Below are 17,798 nucleotides of genomic sequence, written 5' to 3' on the forward strand. Positions count from 1 at the left end.
GCCCCCCGAAAATGGTGGCTTTCGGCGACGCCGACCTGCGCAAACGCTCGCCCGAACCCACCAGAACCGGGCTAGCCGAGGTGGGCTGACGCTCCGAGGTTCTGCTTGTCCATGCGCTCGAGACGGCCCTCGGTCATCGACGCGATCTGGTCGATGATCACCCGCATGCGTCCTGCGTCGTCGGCTGCCTGGTGCCACGCGGGAACCAGCAACGGGTCGAGACCGCCGGGTGCGGCGTGCACCAGCCAGTTGGCGACCCGGTGGATCCGGTCACGCTGGCGGGCCTGATGGGCACGATGGCGTGGATCGGAGAAAATGAACCGCAACGCCAGGGTCTTGAGCACCGCGACCTCGGCTGCCACGGCAGGCGGGATGACCAGATCCGCTTGATAGCGGCTGACACCGCGCTCCTGAGCCTCTCGACGGGTCATGCTGATCGCGGCGGACGCGAAACGGCCGACCAGTTCGCTGGTGAGCCGTTTGAGAGCCACCGAACGAGCCAGTGTCCCGTCGTACTCCCCGACCTCGTTCACGATGTCCATCCCCCACAGCCGGGCCGCCGCCTCGATCAGCACGTTCTCTTCGAGGCCGGGGAACTCACGTAGTCCGACTGCCGCCAGGTCGCGCTGATCGGTGGGGTTTCCGAGGCTCCGCAGGTCGATGCGCCCGGCCATCACGCCGTCCTCGACATCGTGCACCGAGTAGGCCACGTCATCCGACCAGTCCATCACCTGGCATTCGAGCGACTGCCTTTTATCGGTGCGGCCGTTGCGGATCCAGTCGAGCATCGCCGAATCATCGCCGTAGGCGCCGAACTTCGCGCCGGGAGACGGCCGCGTCCAGGGATACTTCAACGTGGCATCCAGCGACGCCCTGGTCAGGTTGAGTCCTGCGCTGTGTCCCTCGGCGTCAAGGATTTTCGGTTCGAGTCGAGTCAGGATGCGAAGGTTCTGGGCGTTGCCCTCGAAGCCGCCATACTCGCTGCTGACCTCGTCCAACGCGCGCTCACCGTTGTGGCCGTACGGCGGGTGTCCGATGTCGTGCGCCAGGCCCGCAAGGTCCACCAGGTCGGGATCGCATCCCACCCCGATCGCGATCCCGCGGCCGATCTGGCCGACCTCGAGGGAATGGGTGAGCCGGGTACGGGGGGTGTCACCCTCGTGCGGACCGACGACCTGTGTCTTGTCGGCCAACCGGCGCAGCGCAGCACAGTGCAGAACCCGCGCCCGATCCCGGGCGAAGGCACTGCGATAGTCGTTGCGGGTGCCGGCGAGTCCGGCCACTTTTGAGCCTTCAGGGACCAGCCGTTCGACATCGGCCTCGTTGTACTCGGCTCGTAGGACCGGCGGGGGCGTTCCCGCGGACGAGTCAGTCAAACACCCAGCCCCGGGCGATGGCGAAGTCGGTGACCCGCTGCCGGATCGCCAAGATCTGCGCGGCGGTCAGAGTTCCTGAAGCGTCGAGCAGGAGCTCGGTGATCTCCTCTGAGAAGGTGCCCGCATCCAGGGTGGCGGCATCGTTGTGGCGCGGCTTGCGGCGGTCGTCGCGGCTGTCGTGCTTGCGGTCCGGGCGTCCGCTGTCGCGCCCGCCCTCTGAACGCCGCGGACGCTCCGGAGCGGATCCGGCTGGTGCTGCACCGGTCACCACCAGGTTGATCGCCTTGGATCCCCGGTCGGTCTCTTCGATGTCGAACTCGACGGCCGCACCGGGTTTGAGCGAATGCTCGTCGATGTCGATGTCGTTGATGTGGAGGAACACATCCGAGCCACCGGCGTCGGGTGCCAAGAACCCAAATCCCTTGTTGGGATCAAAATGAACGATTTTCCCGCTTACAGACACAACTACCCACTCTCCTGCCGTCACTCTCGGCCGCGCCCCATGCGCGCCCAGACGGCTTGCTGCAGAACCCGAGTATCCCAGATCAGACGGATTTCAGACAGTTCAGCTGCCGAATACGTCTACGGCGCGACCACACCGGTCGTCAGCGGTTGTCTTTCTTCGCCTGCCGACGTTTGCCCGCAGCCTTCGACGACGCCGCAATCTTCTTGCGGCCGGGCGACTTCCGCGTCTTGTCAGCGCGGGTGGTCCCCTCGGAGATCACTGTGCCCTTGCCGTCGGCAGGGCCGCTGAACGATGTGCCCTCGCCCTTCGCGTTCGACAGGCGTTCTTTCTTGAGCTCGGCAGCGCTGCGTTTCGCGACAACACCCAGCTGCCTGCTCACCCGCGCCAGAGCGGCCTCGAAGGCCTCCGCCTTGGCTGCGTTGTGCTTGGTGGCGGGCCGGGCGGCACCGCGTCCGCCCTTCGCGCGTACGGATTGGGCAGCGGCCTGCCGGTAATTCTTCACGTGCTTGTTGCGGGCGCGCCGAGTTCGCATGTGCAACTCGATCAGTGTGTCCTCGTCCAAGTCGGCTAGTTGCTTTCGCTTGGTCTGGCGAACCAAGCGGTACTCGTCCTCGGACAGAGACTTCAAGACCTTCTTCATGACCCGCTCCTGACTGATCGGCGACGCTGCCTACGGCGATCATAGGCAGCGGCGCCTGCGGTCAGCAGCCGATCAGGCGGACGGCCAGATACTCGACGACCTTGTCCAGGGCGACCCGCTCCTGGGTCATGGTGTCGCGCTCGCGCACTGTCACCGCGTTGTCCTCGAGAGTGTCGAAGTCGATGGTGACGCAGAACGGTGTGCCGATCTCGTCCTGGCGGCGGTACCGCTTGCCGATGCCCTGGGCGTCATCGAAGTCGACATTCCAGTTCTGGCGCAGTTCGGCGGCGAGGTCTTTCGCCTTGGGTGACAACTGCTCGTTGCGCGACAGCGGGAGCACGGCCACCTTCACCGGGGCCAGTCGCCGATCGAGCTTGAGAACCGTGCGGGTGTCGGTGCCGCCCTTGGCATTCGGGACCTGCTCTTCGGTGTACGCGTCACAGAGGAAGGCCATCAACGAGCGGGTCAGACCGGCGGCCGGCTCGATCACGTACGGCACGTAGCGCTCACCGGACGCTTGATCGAAGAACGACAGGTCCTCGCCCGAATGCTTGATGTGGGTCCCGAGGTCGAAGTCCGTGCGGTTGGCCACACCCTCGAGCTCGCCCCATTCGCCTCCGGCGAATCCGAAGCGGTACTCCACGTCCACCGTTCCCTTGGAGTAATGCGACAGCTTCTCTTTGGGGTGGTCGTACAGACGCAGGTTGTCCCGATCGATACCAAGGTCGGTGTACCACTTGAGCCGGTAGTCGATCCAGTACTGATGCCAGGTCTCGTCCTCGCCGGGTTTGACGAAGAACTCCATCTCCATCTGCTCGAACTCACGGGTACGGAAGATGAAGTTTCCCGGCGTGATCTCGTTGCGGAAGCTCTTGCCGATCTGCCCGATGCCGAACGGCGGCTTCTTGCGCGTTGTCGTCATCACGTTCTTGAAGTTGATGAAGATGCCCTGCGCGGTTTCCGGTCGCAGGTAGTGGAGGCCGGCCTCGTCGTCGACCGGGCCGAGGTAGGTCTTCATCAGACCCGAGAACGCCCGGGGTTCGGTCCACGATCCGGGCTGGCCGGTTTCCGGGTCGTTGATGTCGGCCAGTCCGTTGGGCGGAAGGTGGCCGTGCTTGTTCTCGTAGGCCTCGATGAGATGGTCGGCGCGGTAGCGCTTGTGCGTGTGCAGCGACTCGACCAGTGGGTCGCTGAAGGTCTCCACGTGGCCGGAGGCTTCCCACACCTGGCGCGGCAGGATCACCGACGAGTCGAGACCGACGACGTCATCGCGCGAGGTGACCATGTTCCGCCACCACTGCTTCTTGATGTTGTCCTTGAGCTCCACGCCGAGAGGGCCGTAGTCCCAGGCCGACTTGGTGCCGCCGTAGATTTCTCCACACGGATACACCAGCCCCCGTCGTTTACAGAGGTTGACGACGGTTTCCACGAGATTGGTTTTGCCTGCCACGCGACTAGCCTAACGGTCGCGCGCGGGGCCTCTGTCCCCCGGCAGCGCGCGGCCGGGACACGGCCGCGGACGTCCTGGCCGAGCGCGCCACGTTTGACATAGCGTCCAACGCATATGAAAATGGTTGTCAAGAGCTTTCGTACGTTCGAACCCCGGGAGTAGTCGTGACAACCCAACCCCTCAGCGGCCGTTCCGCCGGTACCGGCCAATCAGAGATGGCTGCCGCGGGAACAGTCAGGCCATCCGCCGACAACCGTGTCGACAAGCAGGTCCTCGACGCTGCCGGCGAATTGCTCCGCGCGCTGTCGGCTCCTGTCCGTATCGCGATCGTTCTCGAACTGCTCTCCGGCGGACGATGCGTACACGAACTCGTAGGTGCATTGTCGGTACCGCAGCCGCTGATCAGTCAGCATCTCCGGGTGCTCAAATCGGCGGGCGTCGTCGAGGGCCGCCGTTCGGGCCGAGAGGTGCTGTACACGCTCGTCGACGACCACCTCGCGCACATCGTCACCGATGCGATCGCACACGCGACCGAGGAGTCCACGAACGGCGAGGCTCGGCCATGAGCTCAGGCACCGAACAGCGTCCGGTCACCGGCGTCCGATCCACCAGGCAGCGCAGCGCCATCGCCGAATTGCTCTCGGGCAGCGAAGAATTCCGGTCCGCCCAGGACCTCCACGATCAGCTCAAGGCCTCCGGACAGTCCATCGGGCTGACAACGGTGTACCGCAATTTGCAGGCCTTGGCCGACGCCGGTCAGGTCGATGTGCTGCGGACCGATTCGGGCGAATCGGTATACCGGCATTGCTCGTCGAACGATCACCATCACCACCTGGTCTGTCGCGAGTGCGGCACCACCGTGGAGGTGCAGGCCGACGTCGTCGAACAGTGGGCCACCGAGGTCGCGGCCCAACACGGGTTCGTCGACATCAGTCACACGGTCGAGGTGTTCGGCCGCTGTAGCGCCTGCTCCTGAACCGGCCGTCGAAACAGCCGAGACACCGGTCATCCCCGGATCCGGGCACCCACCTCGGCCCCTACACCGAGCACCATCATCAGCATCGTGCGCAACGCTTCGTCGGACAGGGTGCCGGCCGGAAACGTGTAGTGCAACAACACATCTGCGGTCACTTCGTGCACCGCGAGTTTGACGGTGCCGAAATTGGACGATCCCGACGCCTGCTCCACGTCGGCTCGGAGTTGATCGGTCACCGGTAGGTCCCACGCGAGCACCTGGGTCAGGGACAGCACGTCGAGTCCGGGCGCGAGAGACAAGGCACGCATCGAGACCACGGTGCCCTGGAAATACACGGTGAGCGAATCGTCTTCGCCCGGCTGCACCGAGACCTCCGACGCCAGCACCTCGGCGGTTCGCGCGATGAGTCCGGCCTCGCCCTGCGCCTCAGGCACCGGAAGACCCCGGCACGCCACCGAAACGTCGGTCGCGGCTTGCGTATTCGACGCACGCATCCCACAGGTCCCGGCGATCGAAATCCGGGAACAGTTTGTGCTGATACACCATCTCCGCGTAAGCCGATTGCCAGAGCAGGAAATTGGAGATGCGCTGTTCCCCAGAGGGGCGCAGGAACAGATCTACGTCCGGCATGTCGGGTTCATCGAGATATCGCGCGAAGGAGGCCTCGGTGATGCGTTCGGGGTCCAGCGTTCCGGCGGCTGCGCGACGGGCGATCTCGCGGGCGGCATCTGCGATCTCTGCCCGGCCGCCGTAGTTGACGCACATCGTCAAGGTCATGGTGGTGTTGTCCTTGGTCAGCTCCTCGGCGACCTCGAGCTCACGAATGACGCTGCGCCACAGCCGTGGTCGTCGCCCGGCCCAGCGCACACGCACACCCATCTCGTGCATCTCGTCGCGCCGACGCCTGATGACGTCGCGGTTGAAACCCATGAGGAAACGGACCTCGTCCGGACTGCGGCTCCAGTTCTCGGTGGAGAACGCGTACGCGGACAGCCACCCGACACCCATCTCGATGCACCCGCAGACCGTGTCCATGAGCACCGCCTCGCCGCGCTTGTGGCCTTCGGTACGCGGGAGGCCGCGGTCGGTGGCCCAGCGGCCGTTTCCGTCCATGACGAGGGCGACGTGTTTGGGGACGAACTCGGCCGGTATCTCCGGAGGCCGAGCGCCCGACGGATGCGGGTCGGGCGGACGGATCACCCGTGATGTCGCATCCGCTGCGGCCTGTGCCTCAGCTTGCCGCGCCGCGCTGCGTCGTCGCTGGATCACTGATGTCCTTTCTGGCAGGGGCGATGGGCACGCCGGCGGGGATGAGCCCGCGGTGTGGCGCCTCGCGTTCGATCAGCGGCAGTGTGCGCAGCTGGCGTTCGAGATGCCATTGCAGATGCGCTGCGGTCAAACCGCTGGCCTGCCGCCGAGCCGATTCGGTGATCTCGGTGGTGTGTTCCCACTGGCCACGGTAGAGCGCATCCATCAGGTCGAGTACCCCGGGTGAAGGCGTCGCCGAACCGGGTGGGCGGCAGTGCACACAGACCGCACCGCCGGCCGCCACGTGAAAGGCACGGTGAGGCCCGGGATCACCGCAGCGCGCACAGTTCTCCAGCGCCGGCATCCAGCCGGCGAAATCCATCGCGCGCAACAAAAATGCGTCGAGTACGAGCTCTTTGGGCCGATCCGCCGCCGCGACCGCTCGCAACGCACCCACCGTCAACCTCTGGAGGCGGGCCGCCGGGGCCCGTTCTTCACCGGCCAGACGCTCCGCGGTCTCCAAGATCGCACAGGCCGTGGTGTACCGGCCGTAGTCGGAGACGATGGCCGAGGCGAACGTGTCGAGACTGTAGACCTGGGTGACGATGTCGAGGTTGCGACCCGGGTGGAGCAACACGTCGACGTGCGCAAACGGTTCGAGCCGGGCACCGAACTTCGAGCGGGTACGCCGCACTCCTTTGGCGACGGCACGGACCAGCCCGTGCTCCTTGGTGAGCAGCGTGATGATGCGGTCGGCCTCGCCCAGCTTGTGCTGGCGGACGACCACCGCCTCATCTCGATACAACCTCACCCGGACATTGTTCCACCGGGCACCGACCGGCGTCCGATCCGACATGCCTCACCAGGCACCCGATCGGGTCCGGCGATCACGCCAGTTGCACGATGGCCGTCGCCTTACCGAAGATGCGGCTTCCGCGAGCGGTGGCGTTGAGCACGATCGTCGCAGTCCGGGTCGACTCGTCGAGCTCTTTGATCTTCCCGGTGTACGTCACTTCTGCCGGGGTGTTCGCCTCGACGAACACCGGCCGGGTGAAACGCACGCCGTACTCGATCACAGCCCCGGGGTCCCCCACCCATTCGGACAGATAGCCGCCGCCGAAGGCCATGGTGAGCATCCCGTGTGCGACGACGTTGTCGAGGCCGGCGAGATCGACCACCTGCTCGCTCCAGTGGATCGGGTTCTCATCACCCGACACCCCCGCATAGTTCACCAGATCGCCGCGGGCGACCTGCACGGTGCGGGCCGAGATCTCGTCACCGACGGAGACGTCGGCGAACCGCCGCTTGGGTTGCGGCGCAACGGAGTCGGCGACTTCCAGCGCGCCGGTGTCGTCCTCCACGAGATGCACGATCGACGAGCCGATCTCGCCGCCGGCCTCGGTGGCGGCGCGCATCAAGATACCCTCCACGGCCTGGGCGATGTTCTCGTCGACAACCCCGCCCGAGCGGGCGACCGCAGTGGTCCACCCGGTCTGCACAAGGGCGCCGGTTTGATCCGACATGTCGGTTCTCAGAACAAACGAGTCCTGTCCGTGCCCCGCCCGGAAGGCATCGAGAGTGATCCGACAGGTGATGTCGTCGCCCGCGCGCAACGGCCGATGCTGGCGGATGCGCTGTTCGGTCTGCAACACCTGGCTCAAGTCGTAGCCGGGCAGGAACTGTTCGAAGACACAGCGCTGCGATATGCCGCCCAGGATCGCGGTGAAGGTGACCGGCGCCACCAACCCCTCGTGTCCCAGCGCGCGTGCGACCCGCACGTCGTAGTGCGCAAGGTGGTGGTCCTGCACTGCCCTGGCGAATTCCCGGATCTTCTCCCGCCCGACCTCATAGGTGTCGGACAGGCGGTAGGGCCGACCCAGGAGGGAGGTTGCCACGTCTGCGGTTGGAACCGCTTCTTGCTGCACGCTCATTGCTGCGCTGAAAGAGGCTGATGCTTGGACAAACTGAACTGCATGACGTCGATATAGCCTTTCCGGAAATAGTCCACACACCCACTGAGGTATTTGACGTAGGTGTTGTACACCTCGGGTGAAGCGATCGCGATCGCCTGGTCTTTCTTCTCTTGCAGCGTGGCCGACCAGATCTCCAATGTCCGCGCGTAGTGCTGCTGCAGAGGGTGGATCCGCTCGACGGCGAAGCCTGCGGCCTCGGCACCGTCGACAACCCACTTGGGTTCGGGCAACTGACCTCCGGGGAAGATCTCGTTCTGGATGAATTGGGCGAACTCCAGCACTTCCCTGTTGATCGGGAGACCACGCGCACGGATGTCGTGTCGATTGTATTGCGTGATGGTGTGCAGCAACATTCGACCGTCCGCGGGAAGAATGTTGCGACACTTGTCGAAAAATGCGTCATAGCGCTCACGCCGGAAATGTTCGAACGCGCCGATGCTGACGATCCGGTCGACCGGTTGGTCGAAGTCTTCCCAACCCTGCAGTCGCACTTCGGCACTGCGACCGGTGTTACCCCTCTGCTCGAGCAGCGATGCCACGTGGTCGTGCTGGTTCTGGCTCAACGTCAGGCCGATGACGTTGACGTCGTACTGGTCCAGTGCTCGCAACATGGTCGAACCCCAGCCACAACCGACATCGAGCAGTGTCATACCGGCCTGCAGATCGCATTTGCCCAGCGCAAGATCGACTTTCGCGCGCTGCGCCTCTTCGAGCGTCATGTCGTCGCGTTCGAAATATGCGCAGCTATATGTCCTGGTCGGGTCGAGGAAAAGCTCGAAGAACTCGTCAGACAAGTCGTAATGAGCTTGGACGTCGTCGTAGAAAGGAGTCAGGTCATTCGTCATCGCGGCATGGCCTTTCAGCGTTCGAACACGTGGAATTGCCGTGCCGCTGATTGGACACCGCGTCACCGGCATCAGCCGATGTCCCTACCGCTGCGGCGCATGCCCCGACTCACTCGCCGCCGTCACGGATTGAACGTGTTATTCCCCACTAAGCCACGGATCAAACGTCATTTAATCGCCGGTATTTGATACCACGCGTATTCAGATGGCTTATTTCGACGATTCCGCGAGGTGGCGAGGGCCCAATCCCCCGGGTACACGCAGCCAGCCCTTGCGGTCGTACAACTGGGTCACCACGGCGCCCAGTACCAACCCGATGACCAGGCCCACGCCGGTCATCACCAGCGCCCGACCGAGCCCGGCAGAGAAGTTGACGTCGAAGTACAGGATCGCTCGCGTGCCCAGATACACCTGATGCATCGGTTCGAACCATGCAAGCCAATGGAACACCGAGGGAGTGGCCTCCAGCGGGACGGTGCCGCCCGAGGACGGCAGTCCCAGCACCACGAACACCACCATGTTCACCAGTAGACCGAAGGATCCGAGGGCCGCGGCCACCGACATGCACGTCACCCCGACCGCCGTGATCACCAGAACCCCGAACATCCAGAGGGCGAAGGCGTTGGAGAGATCCATCCCGACCACTCGGCACACCAGCAGATACACCGAGGCCAGAACCAAGGCGATCACGAACATGATCCACCACTTGATCACCAGGGTCCCCCACCGCGAGATCTTCAGCGGAGCCATCAGTCGATACAGGGGTCCGACCTCCATCGGACCGAAGCCGAGCATGCCGTCGACGAGGGTCTGCACGATCACCGATCCCGTGAACCCGGCGAGCACCAGCAGCAACGCAAAGTAGAACGCCGTCAGTCCGTTGCCGGCGTTGCCCGGGAGTGGATCAGCAGGGTCGATCCGGATGTCGATGGGAGCGGCCAACCCGAGCAGGGACGCTCCTGTCACGGTCAATCCGGCCTGTTTGGCCTGATCGATGACCCCGGCCGCCAACTGCTTGCCGAACGTGGTGTTGGCCTCGGTGAGAGCGGTGTCCGCGTAGGCGGTGACTATCGAGGACGCGAGTGCGCCGGCACCCGGATTGGTCCAGACCTGGATCACCGGGCGATCGACCTGGGTGAAACCCACAGCCGATCCGGCGAACTCGATCGATGTCGAGGTGAAGTTCCGCGGGATGACAATCGCCCCATAGGCCTCGGCGTTGTCCAGACGGCGGAACGCGGTGTCCGAGTCGACCACCTCGAGATCGAATTTCTGTGTGTCCGAGCCCTTCTCGAGCCCGGACACGATCTGCGCGCCGAAGTTCTGCTCCGGTCCCTCGCCGCCCCCCGGCGCGGGCAACCGACCCCCGTCGTCCTCGTTCACCAAGAGCACCGGGAACTTCTCGAGGTGTTTCTGCGGGTCGGCCACCGAACCCACGTACGTCGCGGCCAGCAACGACATCAGCACCACCACCGCGCCGACAGGAACGAGCCAGAGCCACGGTGAACGGATTTTGCGCGCTACGTCCGGATCCATCGGGCGGCTCCCTCGATCGTCGTTGTCGCGCGCCCGTCAGAAGCCGAGTCGTCCCAACTGCTTGGGGTCGCGCTGCCAGTCCTTGGCCACCTTCACATGAAGGTCCAGGTACACCTTGGCACCCAGTACTTTCTCGATCTGAACGCGGGCCACCGTGCCGACCTCTTTGAGGCGAGCACCCTTCTTCCCGATGATGATGCCCTTCTGGCTGTCGCGTTCCACGTACAAATTCGCGTGCACGTCGACCATCGGGATCTGCCCTTCCGGAGCCTCCCGTTCGATGATCTCCTCGATCACCACGGCGAGGGAATGGGGCAGCTCGTCGTGGATTCCCTCGAGCGCGGCCTCTCGGATGAACTCGGCCATCAAGGTGGTCTCGGGTTCGTCGGTCAATTCGCCGTCGGGGTAGTACGCCGGGCCCGGCTCCATCAATCCGCGTAGGACGTTGATGAGCACGTCCAATTGTTTGCCCTTGGCAGCGGAGATGGGCACCACCTCGCTGTCGGGTCCGAGCAGTTCGGACAATGCCATCAGCTGCTGGGCGACGCGGTCGGGTTTGACCTTGTCGATCTTCGTGACCAGGCCGACCACGGGCGTCTTCGGGGCCATCTCCTTGAGCTGCTGAGCGATCCAGCGATCCCCGGGCCCGATCTTCTCGTCGGCAGGGACACAGAATCCGATCGCGTCGACTTCCGAATACGTGTCGCGCACAAGGTCGTTCAGTCGTTTACCGAGCAGGGTGCGGGGCCGGTGCAAACCTGGGGTGTCCACCAGGATGAGCTGGGTGTCCTCGCGGTTCACGATGCCCCGGATCGTGTGCCGAGTGGTCTGCGGCCGACTGGAGGTGATCGCGATCTTCTCCCCCACCAGCGCGTTGGTCAACGTCGATTTACCGGTGTTCGGCCGGCCGACAAAACAGACGAAACCGGAACGGAAGTCGGAGTCGCTCTCTGGAACACTCACGCTGGTACCGCCAGATGCCGGACGTCGCCCGAAGAGTCCACTGCCAGCGCGTACGCACTGGCGCTGACCTCGGTCAGCGGTGCCAGACCCGGATCCTCGCCCACATCGGCACCGGACGCGATGACCGCCGCCTCGAATCCCTTGGCGCCGCTGGCCACCGCCATCGCCACTGCCACCTGCAGCGCAGACAGCCGGAGGGAGGTGAGAGCGACAGCACCGGCGGCATACGTCCTGCCATCGGTGTCCCGCACCGCCGCGCCGGTGTCGCCGCCCGATCGAGCCATCGCACCCCGCGCCAACGTCAACAGTTTGCTGTCCTCGTCATCGAGTCCGGAAGCCGCTGGTCGGCTCATGACGCCTCCTCGTGTAGCTGGGTGGTGCGTTCGGCGGTGTCCGGCTGATGGTCGGCCGTGTCGACGGTCTCGGCTTCTGACACGTCCCGCTTCTTCTTCCGCTTCTTTTTCTTCTCGAGTTCTTTCTCTGGCATCCGGTGCACCACCACCGACGTGATCCGTACGCGCCCCTGCCGATTCGGCCCGCCCTCGGCGATCAACTCGAGCCCATGAAGTTCCACGACGGCTCCGGGCAGCGGCACCCGGCCGAGGACAAGACCGAACAATCCACCGACCGTTTCCACGTCGTCTTCGTCGAACTCCACGTCGAACAACTCGGCGAGGTCCTGGACCGGCAGTCGCGACGACACCCGATATCCGTCAGTGCCGTCGTCGAGAGCCTCGATGGGCGGGGTCTCGTCGGTGTCGTACTCGTCGTTGATCTCGCCCACGATCTCCTCGAGCACATCCTCGATGGTCACCAGACCGGCGATACCGCCGTACTCGTCGACCAGCAGCGCCATGTGATTGCGACTGCGCTGCATGTCGGCGAGCACCTTGTCGAGGGGCTTGGAATCGGGGATGAACTCGGCTTCGCGCATCAGTTCGCGTACTTCCACCGCAGTCGGCTGAGCCGGTGGAAGTCCGCGCTGCACCAGGTCTTTCAGATACACCACCCCGAGCACGTCGTCGGGGTTCTCGCCGATCACCGGCAGACGGGAATGTCCCGACCGTACGGCCAGCGACGTGGCCTGGGCAGCGGTCTTCGTCGCCTCGATCCACACCATCTCACCGCGGGGAACCATCACCTCGCGTGCGCTGGTGTCGCCGAGGTCGAACACCGACTGGATCATGCGTCGTTCGCCCGCGGCCACGACACCGGTGAGCTCGGCCATGTCGACCACCTCACGCAACTCGACCTCGGTGGCGAACGGTCCGTTGCGAAAGCCCTTTCCGGGGGTGATCGCGTTACCGAGAGCGATCAGCAGCCGGGTCAGCGGGGTGAGCAGCACCCCGATGATCTGCAGGACAGCCGCGGAGTTCACCGCGAACGAGTAGGCGTTCTGGCTGCCGAGGGTGCGTGGGCCCACTCCGATCACCACGTAACTGACCACTGCCATCACGCCGATGGCCACCACGACACCCCAGGGGGTGCCGAGCACCTCGACGGCGTATCCGGCAGCGAAAACCGTTGCGGCAGTTTCGCAGACGATGCGCAGCAGCACGGTCAGCGCAACGTACTTGGCCCGATCGGTGAGTACGTCGCGAAGCCGGCGAGCGCCAGGACGGCCGTCTTTGACCAGATCCTCGACCCGCGCGGGCGACACCGTCACGAGTGCGTTGTCGATGGCCGCGAAGACGCCGCCGATCGATACCAGCGCAACTGCGGCGATCAGCGGGGCTATATCAGCGGGCACTGGTGATCAGCTTCCCTCGGAGGTCGGTGAGTCGTCGTCGAAACCGGTGCTGTGCAGCAGCTTCGCGTCTCGCTGGGCCATCCGGGCGGCACGGGCACGAGCGCGCCGGTCGTCATACCAGTCTTCGATGATCTGGCCCTGCAGACCGAACATCGCCTTCTCTTCCTCGGGCTCGGCATGGTCGAAGCCGAGGAGGTGCAGCACGCCGTGCACGGTGAGGATGGACAATTCGTGGTCGGTGGAGTGCCGGGCGGTCGCGGCCTGCTCCGCCGCGAACTCCGGACACAGCACGATGTCACCGAGCATCGAAGGCCCTGGCCCTGCGGTGTCGGGGCGTCCGCCCGGACTCAGTTCGTCCATCGGGAAGCTCATCACGTCGGTGGGACCGGGCAGGTCCATCCAGCGCATGTGCAGCTCTGCCATCGTCTCGCTGTCGACCAGCACCATCGACAACTCGGCCGCCGGATGTACATCCATGCGGCCGAGCGCGAAGGTGGCGACGTCGATGAGCATTTCTTCGGGCACATCGACGCCGGATTCGTTGGAGACCTCGATACTCACAGGTCTCCGCCCGTCGTTCGGGGTGAGTCCGCGTTCATCGGTGACGCCCGCCGGCCGCGGCACGGCGCTGTGCGCGATTGCCGTGCAATTCTGCCGCTGCCTCATCTCGGCCATAGGCGTCGACGATGTCGGACACCAGGCGATGGCGTACGACGTCGGCGCTGGTGAGGTGCGAGAAGAAGATGTCGTCGATGTTCTCGAGGATGCGGCTTGCTGCACGCAGCCCACTCTCGGAGTTGCCCGGCAGGTCCACCTGGGTCACGTCGCCCGTCACGACGATCTTCGACCCGAAGCCGAGCCGGGTGAGGAACATCTTCATCTGTTCGGCCGTGGTGTTCTGCGCCTCGTCGAGAATGATGAACGCGTCGTTCAGGGTGCGGCCACGCATGTAGGCCAGCGGTGCCACCTCGATGACCCCGGCTTCCATCAGTTTCGGGATCGCCTCGGGATCCATCATGTCGTGGAGGGCGTCGTGCAGCGGCCGCAGATACGGGTCGATCTTCTCGTGCAAGGTGCCCGGCAGGAACCCCAGACGCTCGCCGGCCTCGACCGCAGGACGGGTCAGGATGATCCGGCTCACCTCTTTGGCCTGCAACGACTGCACAGCCTTGGCCATCGCGAGGTAGGTCTTGCCGGTACCGGCCGGACCCATCCCGAAGACGATGGTGTTCTTGTCGATGGCGTCGACGTAGTGCTTCTGGTTGAGCGTCTTGGGCCGGATGGTCTTGCCGCGCCTGGAGATGATATCCAGACTCAGCACCTCCGCAGGCGAAGCCCCCGACCCGTCGGTCAGCATGCCGACGCTGTGCCGGACGAGGTCCGGCGTCAACGGGGTTCCGCGCCGCACCACCGCGGACAGTTCGGCGAGAACGCGCTCGGCGATCGCCACGTCGGCGGGTTCTCCGGTCAGCTTCACGGCGTTGCCACGTACATGGATGTCGGCGGTCAGATCGGACTCGAGCTGCTTCAGATTCTTGTCACCAGCGCCCAGCAGTCCGAAGATGACATCCGGTGACACTTCGAGGGTTGTAGTCACCGTTGTACGCGCCGATGTCCCGTCCGCGTCGTCGCTGGTTCGGGTCGCGCTGTTGTCATCTCTCACGAAGTTCTTTTCTCCTGCTCTGCCGCTGGGTTCGATTGATTCTACGTCGATGAAACGCCCGGTTTCACGTCAATATTTCGCCTGCTCGCCGAAGGCGGACCTCGCGCCGTCAGATACCGAGTACCCGGACCGTCTCCCGATGACCCCTGCTGCGCGGATTGACGAACACGTCATGACCCTCACCGGGGACCACGATCAGTTCGGCCGACTGGCCGGCGTGCACCACGCGGTGCACGTAGTCGCGACTCACCTCGACCGGTACGGACTCATCGAGTTCGCCGTGGATCGCCACGACGTGGGCGGGAAAAGGTGCCTGCTCCACCGGGGAGGCGTCGCGGTAGAGCTGCGGCGCCTGCTTGATCGAGGCCCCCATGAGCGCACGCAGTGACGGGCGTCCGGCGCGTCCACCCGACTGCAGATCGAGCGGTGCTGCTTGCGCGATCACCGTGGAGATCGCTGCTCTCTTGGTCACGGCGCCCAGCTGGGCCACGGCCCACACCCCGAGCTGGCCGCCCGCCGAGTGTCCGATGACGGTGACCCGCGACCAGTCGGCTGCGGACGCGATGTGCTCGGGCAAGGCGTATCGGACCGGGCCGTCGAGCGCGGAGATCGCGGCGACGACGTCGTTGCCCGTGCGTGGCCATCCGCCACCTTCTTCCCCGACGCGGCGGTACTCGATGTTCCAGACCACAGCTCCGCGGGCGGCGAGATCGCGGGCGATGGCGGTCTCGATGGTGAGCCCGAACTCGGTGCTCCAGTAGCCGCCGTGCACGAGGACGATGACCGGCACACCGTTCTCGGCGGGCGATGTCGGCAGGTAGACGTGACCGAACTGCGAATTACGCTCGCCGTAGGCGAGTTTCACCCTTTTGACCCTCACCTCCATGGCGTGCCCACCGCCCAACGCGGGGTCAGCGCGCCGATGGCACCGAGCGCGACCGCTGCGGCACTGGAGGTGCGCAGCACCTCGGGTCCGAGCAGGACCGCGACCGCACCGACCGACACGAGGGCATCGATTTCCGAATCGTCCAGTCCGCCTTCGGGTCCTACGATCAGCATGATCTCCGCAGCGCTCGACAGGTCCAGCGCGGCAAGGCTCGTCGGGGCACTCTCGTGCAGGACCGCGACGATGCCGCCAGCAGCGACGACCTGTTGTGCGCGTGCCACGACGTCCCGCGTCGCCGCCAGGTCTTCCACCTCCGGGATGAAGGCCCGCCGGCTCTGCTTGGCCGCCGACCGAGCGGCCGCCCGCCACTTCGCCACACCCTTGTCCGCTTTGGGCCCAACCCATTTCGCCACGCAGCGCGCGCTCTGCCACGGCACGATCGCGTCGGCGCCAGCCTCGGTGGCGAGGTCGACAGCGAGCTCGGATCGTTCAGATTTGGGCAGGGCCTGCACCACGGTCACCCGCGGTCGCGGCGCGGACCTGCCGACGTGATCGAGTACCCGCGCCTGAAGCGACGCCTTGCCCTCGGTCGTGATCACCTCGGCCAGCCCGGAGGTCCCCAGACCGTCGGCCACGATGATGCGTTCGCCCGGCGAAACCCGGGTGACGGTGACTGCATGGCGACCCTCGTCGCCGTCCACGGTGGCGATCTCCCCGGCAGGCGGCACGGTGCCGACCCAGAACAGCGGCGGACTCATGACGGCGTTCTCGGCACGGCCCTGCGTCAGCGCCCGGCGAAGGCGTTACGCAGCCGCGAGAACAGTCCCCCGGTGTTCGACGACCCGGCGTGTACCAGTTCGATCTGGTCCTCGAGTGTCAGTTTCCGGAACTCCTTGAGACGCTTGGTCTGTTGCGAATCGAGGCGCGTCGGCACCACCACGTCGAGGTGCACATGCAGGGTGCCGCGCACCCCGGTGTGCAGGTGCGGCATTCCCTGACCACGGATCTTGGCGATCTGGCCCGGCTGCGTTCCGGGTTCGATCACCACGCGGGTGGAGCCGCCCAGGATCGTGTCGATGTCGATCTCGCCACCGAGGGCGGCGTCGACCATCGGGACGCGAACGGTGCAGTGCAGATCGTCGCCGTCGCGGACGAACACGCTGTGTTGTTTCTCCTGGACCTCCACGTAGAGGTCGCCGGCAGGACCGCCACCGGGTCCCACCTCGCCCTGGCCGACGAGACGAACCCGCATGCCATCGGCGACACCAGCGGGGATCTTGACCGTGAGGGTGCGGCGCGAGCGCACTCGTCCGTCACCACCGCATTTGTGACACGGATCGGGAATCGTCTCACCGGCGCCCCCACAGGTGGGGCACGGCCGCGACGTCATCACCTGGCCGAGGAACGAGCGTTGCACCGACTGCACTTCGCCTGCGCCACGGCAGGTTTCACACACGACGGGCTTGCTGTTGCCGTTTGTGCCCGACCCGGTGCACACGTCGCAGAGAATCGCCGTGTCGACCGTCACCTCTTTGCTGACACCCGCCGCGCACTCGTCGAGGTCGAGTCGCATCCGCAGCAGCGCATCGGAACCTGCTTGGACGCGACCACGCGGACCCCGTCCGCCGCCGCCTCCCGCGCCACCGAAGAACGCCTCGAAGACGTCGCCGAGGCCACCGGTGAACCCGCCGTTGCCGAAGCCCCCGAAACCGCCGGCGCCTGCCGATTCGAGCGGGTCACCGCCGGCATCCACGATTCGCCGCTTCTCGGGGTCGGTCAGCACCTCGTAGGCGGCGGTCACGTCCTGGAAGCGGTTCTGGGCCGACTCATCGGGGTTGACGTCGGGGTGCAATTCGCGCGCCAACTTGCGGTACGCGCGTTTGATTTCCTGGTCGCTGGCGCCTCTGTCCACACCAAGGATCCCGTAGTAGTCACGTGCCACGGCGATGCATTTTCCGTTCTTTGATTCATCTCCGGGAGCACCGAGCAGGCGCGTCCGGATGGGTTGTTCAGGTCAGTGTGCGGC

General features: G+C 65.3%; 20 protein-coding genes. 2 read left to right on the plus strand and 18 right to left on the minus strand.

Translation table 11 applies throughout. The annotated features are described in order from the left end of the window. Window positions 1-71 precede the first annotated feature (71 nt). The 4 genes from WIMU1_RS19795 to WIMU1_RS19810 all read right to left on the minus strand — a co-directional run bounded on the left by WIMU1_RS19795 (window position 72) and on the right by WIMU1_RS19810 (window position 3,932). Entirely contained in the window at window positions 72-1,376 is a 1,305-nt protein-coding gene (locus WIMU1_RS19795) for a deoxyguanosinetriphosphate triphosphohydrolase (RefSeq protein ID WP_062799709.1), read from the minus strand. Continuing rightward, window positions 1,369-1,839 (minus strand): cold-shock protein, encoded by a 471-nt coding sequence (locus WIMU1_RS19800; protein ID WP_023953939.1) that lies wholly within the window; start codon window positions 1,837-1,839, stop codon window positions 1,369-1,371. The genes WIMU1_RS19795 and WIMU1_RS19800 overlap by 8 nt, the downstream gene beginning before the upstream one ends. A gap of 142 nt (window positions 1,840-1,981) precedes the next feature. Further along, complete coding sequence (locus tag WIMU1_RS19805) at window positions 1,982-2,482, minus strand: hypothetical protein (protein WP_062799711.1); 501 nt, start codon at window positions 2,480-2,482, stop codon at window positions 1,982-1,984. A gap of 61 nt (window positions 2,483-2,543) precedes the next feature. Further along, window positions 2,544-3,932: a glycine--tRNA ligase gene (locus WIMU1_RS19810; protein WP_062799713.1), complete on the minus strand. Its 1,389-nt coding sequence runs from the start codon at window positions 3,930-3,932 to the stop codon at window positions 2,544-2,546. 215 nt (window positions 3,933-4,147) lie between these two features. Between WIMU1_RS19810 and WIMU1_RS19815 the strand changes: the two genes are divergently transcribed. Both WIMU1_RS19815 and WIMU1_RS19820 read left to right on the plus strand, forming a co-directional pair. Continuing rightward, complete coding sequence (locus WIMU1_RS19815) at window positions 4,148-4,498, plus strand: ArsR/SmtB family transcription factor (protein ID WP_062799889.1); 351 nt, start codon at window positions 4,148-4,150, stop codon at window positions 4,496-4,498. Next, window positions 4,495-4,908 (plus strand): Fur family transcriptional regulator, encoded by a 414-nt coding sequence (locus tag WIMU1_RS19820; protein WP_023953947.1) that lies wholly within the window; start codon window positions 4,495-4,497, stop codon window positions 4,906-4,908. Before WIMU1_RS19815 ends, WIMU1_RS19820 begins: the two co-directional genes overlap by 4 nt. A 29-nt stretch (window positions 4,909-4,937) precedes the next feature. On the opposite strand, the gene WIMU1_RS19825 is transcribed toward WIMU1_RS19820, so the two are convergent. From WIMU1_RS19825 to dnaJ, 14 genes are all read right to left on the minus strand, one after another. After that, window positions 4,938-5,342, minus strand: a complete 405-nt coding sequence (locus WIMU1_RS19825; protein WP_062799715.1) for a hypothetical protein — start codon at window positions 5,340-5,342, stop codon at window positions 4,938-4,940. After that, window positions 5,335-6,108, minus strand: a complete 774-nt coding sequence (locus WIMU1_RS19830) for an isoprenyl transferase (RefSeq protein ID WP_120802956.1) — start codon at window positions 6,106-6,108, stop codon at window positions 5,335-5,337. The genes WIMU1_RS19825 and WIMU1_RS19830 overlap by 8 nt, the downstream gene beginning before the upstream one ends. A gap of 31 nt (window positions 6,109-6,139) precedes the next feature. Further along, on the minus strand, window positions 6,140-6,967 hold the full coding sequence (recO, locus tag WIMU1_RS19835) for a DNA repair protein RecO (protein WP_030171823.1): 828 nt from the start codon (window positions 6,965-6,967) through the stop codon (window positions 6,140-6,142). A 76-nt stretch (window positions 6,968-7,043) separates the two neighbouring features. Continuing rightward, window positions 7,044-8,051: a fused (3R)-hydroxyacyl-ACP dehydratase subunits HadA/HadB gene (locus WIMU1_RS19840; RefSeq protein WP_245968967.1), complete on the minus strand. Its 1,008-nt coding sequence runs from the start codon at window positions 8,049-8,051 to the stop codon at window positions 7,044-7,046. Window positions 8,052-8,083: 32 nt separating this feature from the next. Then, window positions 8,084-8,974: a cyclopropane mycolic acid synthase family methyltransferase gene (locus WIMU1_RS19845; protein WP_062799719.1), complete on the minus strand. Its 891-nt coding sequence runs from the start codon at window positions 8,972-8,974 to the stop codon at window positions 8,084-8,086. A 210-nt stretch (window positions 8,975-9,184) separates the two neighbouring features. Beyond that, window positions 9,185-10,510: a YhgE/Pip domain-containing protein gene (locus WIMU1_RS19850; RefSeq protein ID WP_062799720.1), complete on the minus strand. Its 1,326-nt coding sequence runs from the start codon at window positions 10,508-10,510 to the stop codon at window positions 9,185-9,187. A 36-nt stretch (window positions 10,511-10,546) separates the two neighbouring features. Beyond that, entirely contained in the window at window positions 10,547-11,473 is a 927-nt protein-coding gene (gene era / locus WIMU1_RS19855; RefSeq protein WP_062799722.1) for a GTPase Era, read from the minus strand. Then, window positions 11,470-11,826 (minus strand): cytidine deaminase-like protein, encoded by a 357-nt coding sequence (locus tag WIMU1_RS19860; RefSeq protein WP_062799724.1) that lies wholly within the window; start codon window positions 11,824-11,826, stop codon window positions 11,470-11,472. Before WIMU1_RS19860 ends, era begins: the two co-directional genes overlap by 4 nt. Next, complete coding sequence (locus WIMU1_RS19865; RefSeq protein ID WP_062799725.1) at window positions 11,823-13,223, minus strand: hemolysin family protein; 1,401 nt, start codon at window positions 13,221-13,223, stop codon at window positions 11,823-11,825. Before WIMU1_RS19865 ends, WIMU1_RS19860 begins: the two co-directional genes overlap by 4 nt. Before the next feature lie 6 nt (window positions 13,224-13,229). Continuing rightward, complete coding sequence (gene ybeY / locus WIMU1_RS19870; RefSeq protein WP_031331071.1) at window positions 13,230-13,784, minus strand: rRNA maturation RNase YbeY; 555 nt, start codon at window positions 13,782-13,784, stop codon at window positions 13,230-13,232. 34 nt (window positions 13,785-13,818) lie between these two features. Then, window positions 13,819-14,820: a PhoH family protein gene (locus tag WIMU1_RS19875; RefSeq protein WP_245969243.1), complete on the minus strand. Its 1,002-nt coding sequence runs from the start codon at window positions 14,818-14,820 to the stop codon at window positions 13,819-13,821. A gap of 175 nt (window positions 14,821-14,995) precedes the next feature. Next, window positions 14,996-15,772, minus strand: coding sequence for an alpha/beta hydrolase family protein (locus tag WIMU1_RS19880; protein ID WP_062799729.1), 777 nt, complete (start codon window positions 15,770-15,772; stop codon window positions 14,996-14,998). Then, window positions 15,763-16,530 (minus strand): 16S rRNA (uracil(1498)-N(3))-methyltransferase, encoded by a 768-nt coding sequence (locus WIMU1_RS19885; RefSeq protein ID WP_062799731.1) that lies wholly within the window; start codon window positions 16,528-16,530, stop codon window positions 15,763-15,765. Before WIMU1_RS19885 ends, WIMU1_RS19880 begins: the two co-directional genes overlap by 10 nt. 26 nt (window positions 16,531-16,556) lie before the next feature. Next, window positions 16,557-17,714, minus strand: a complete 1,158-nt coding sequence (gene dnaJ / locus WIMU1_RS19890; RefSeq protein ID WP_023953972.1) for a molecular chaperone DnaJ — start codon at window positions 17,712-17,714, stop codon at window positions 16,557-16,559. Window positions 17,715-17,798 lie beyond the last annotated feature (84 nt).

The sequence above is a fragment of the Williamsia muralis NBRC 105860 genome (genome assembly GCF_001598915.1).
In the GTDB taxonomy this organism is placed as follows: Bacteria; Actinomycetota; Actinomycetes; order Mycobacteriales; family Mycobacteriaceae; genus Williamsia; species Williamsia muralis.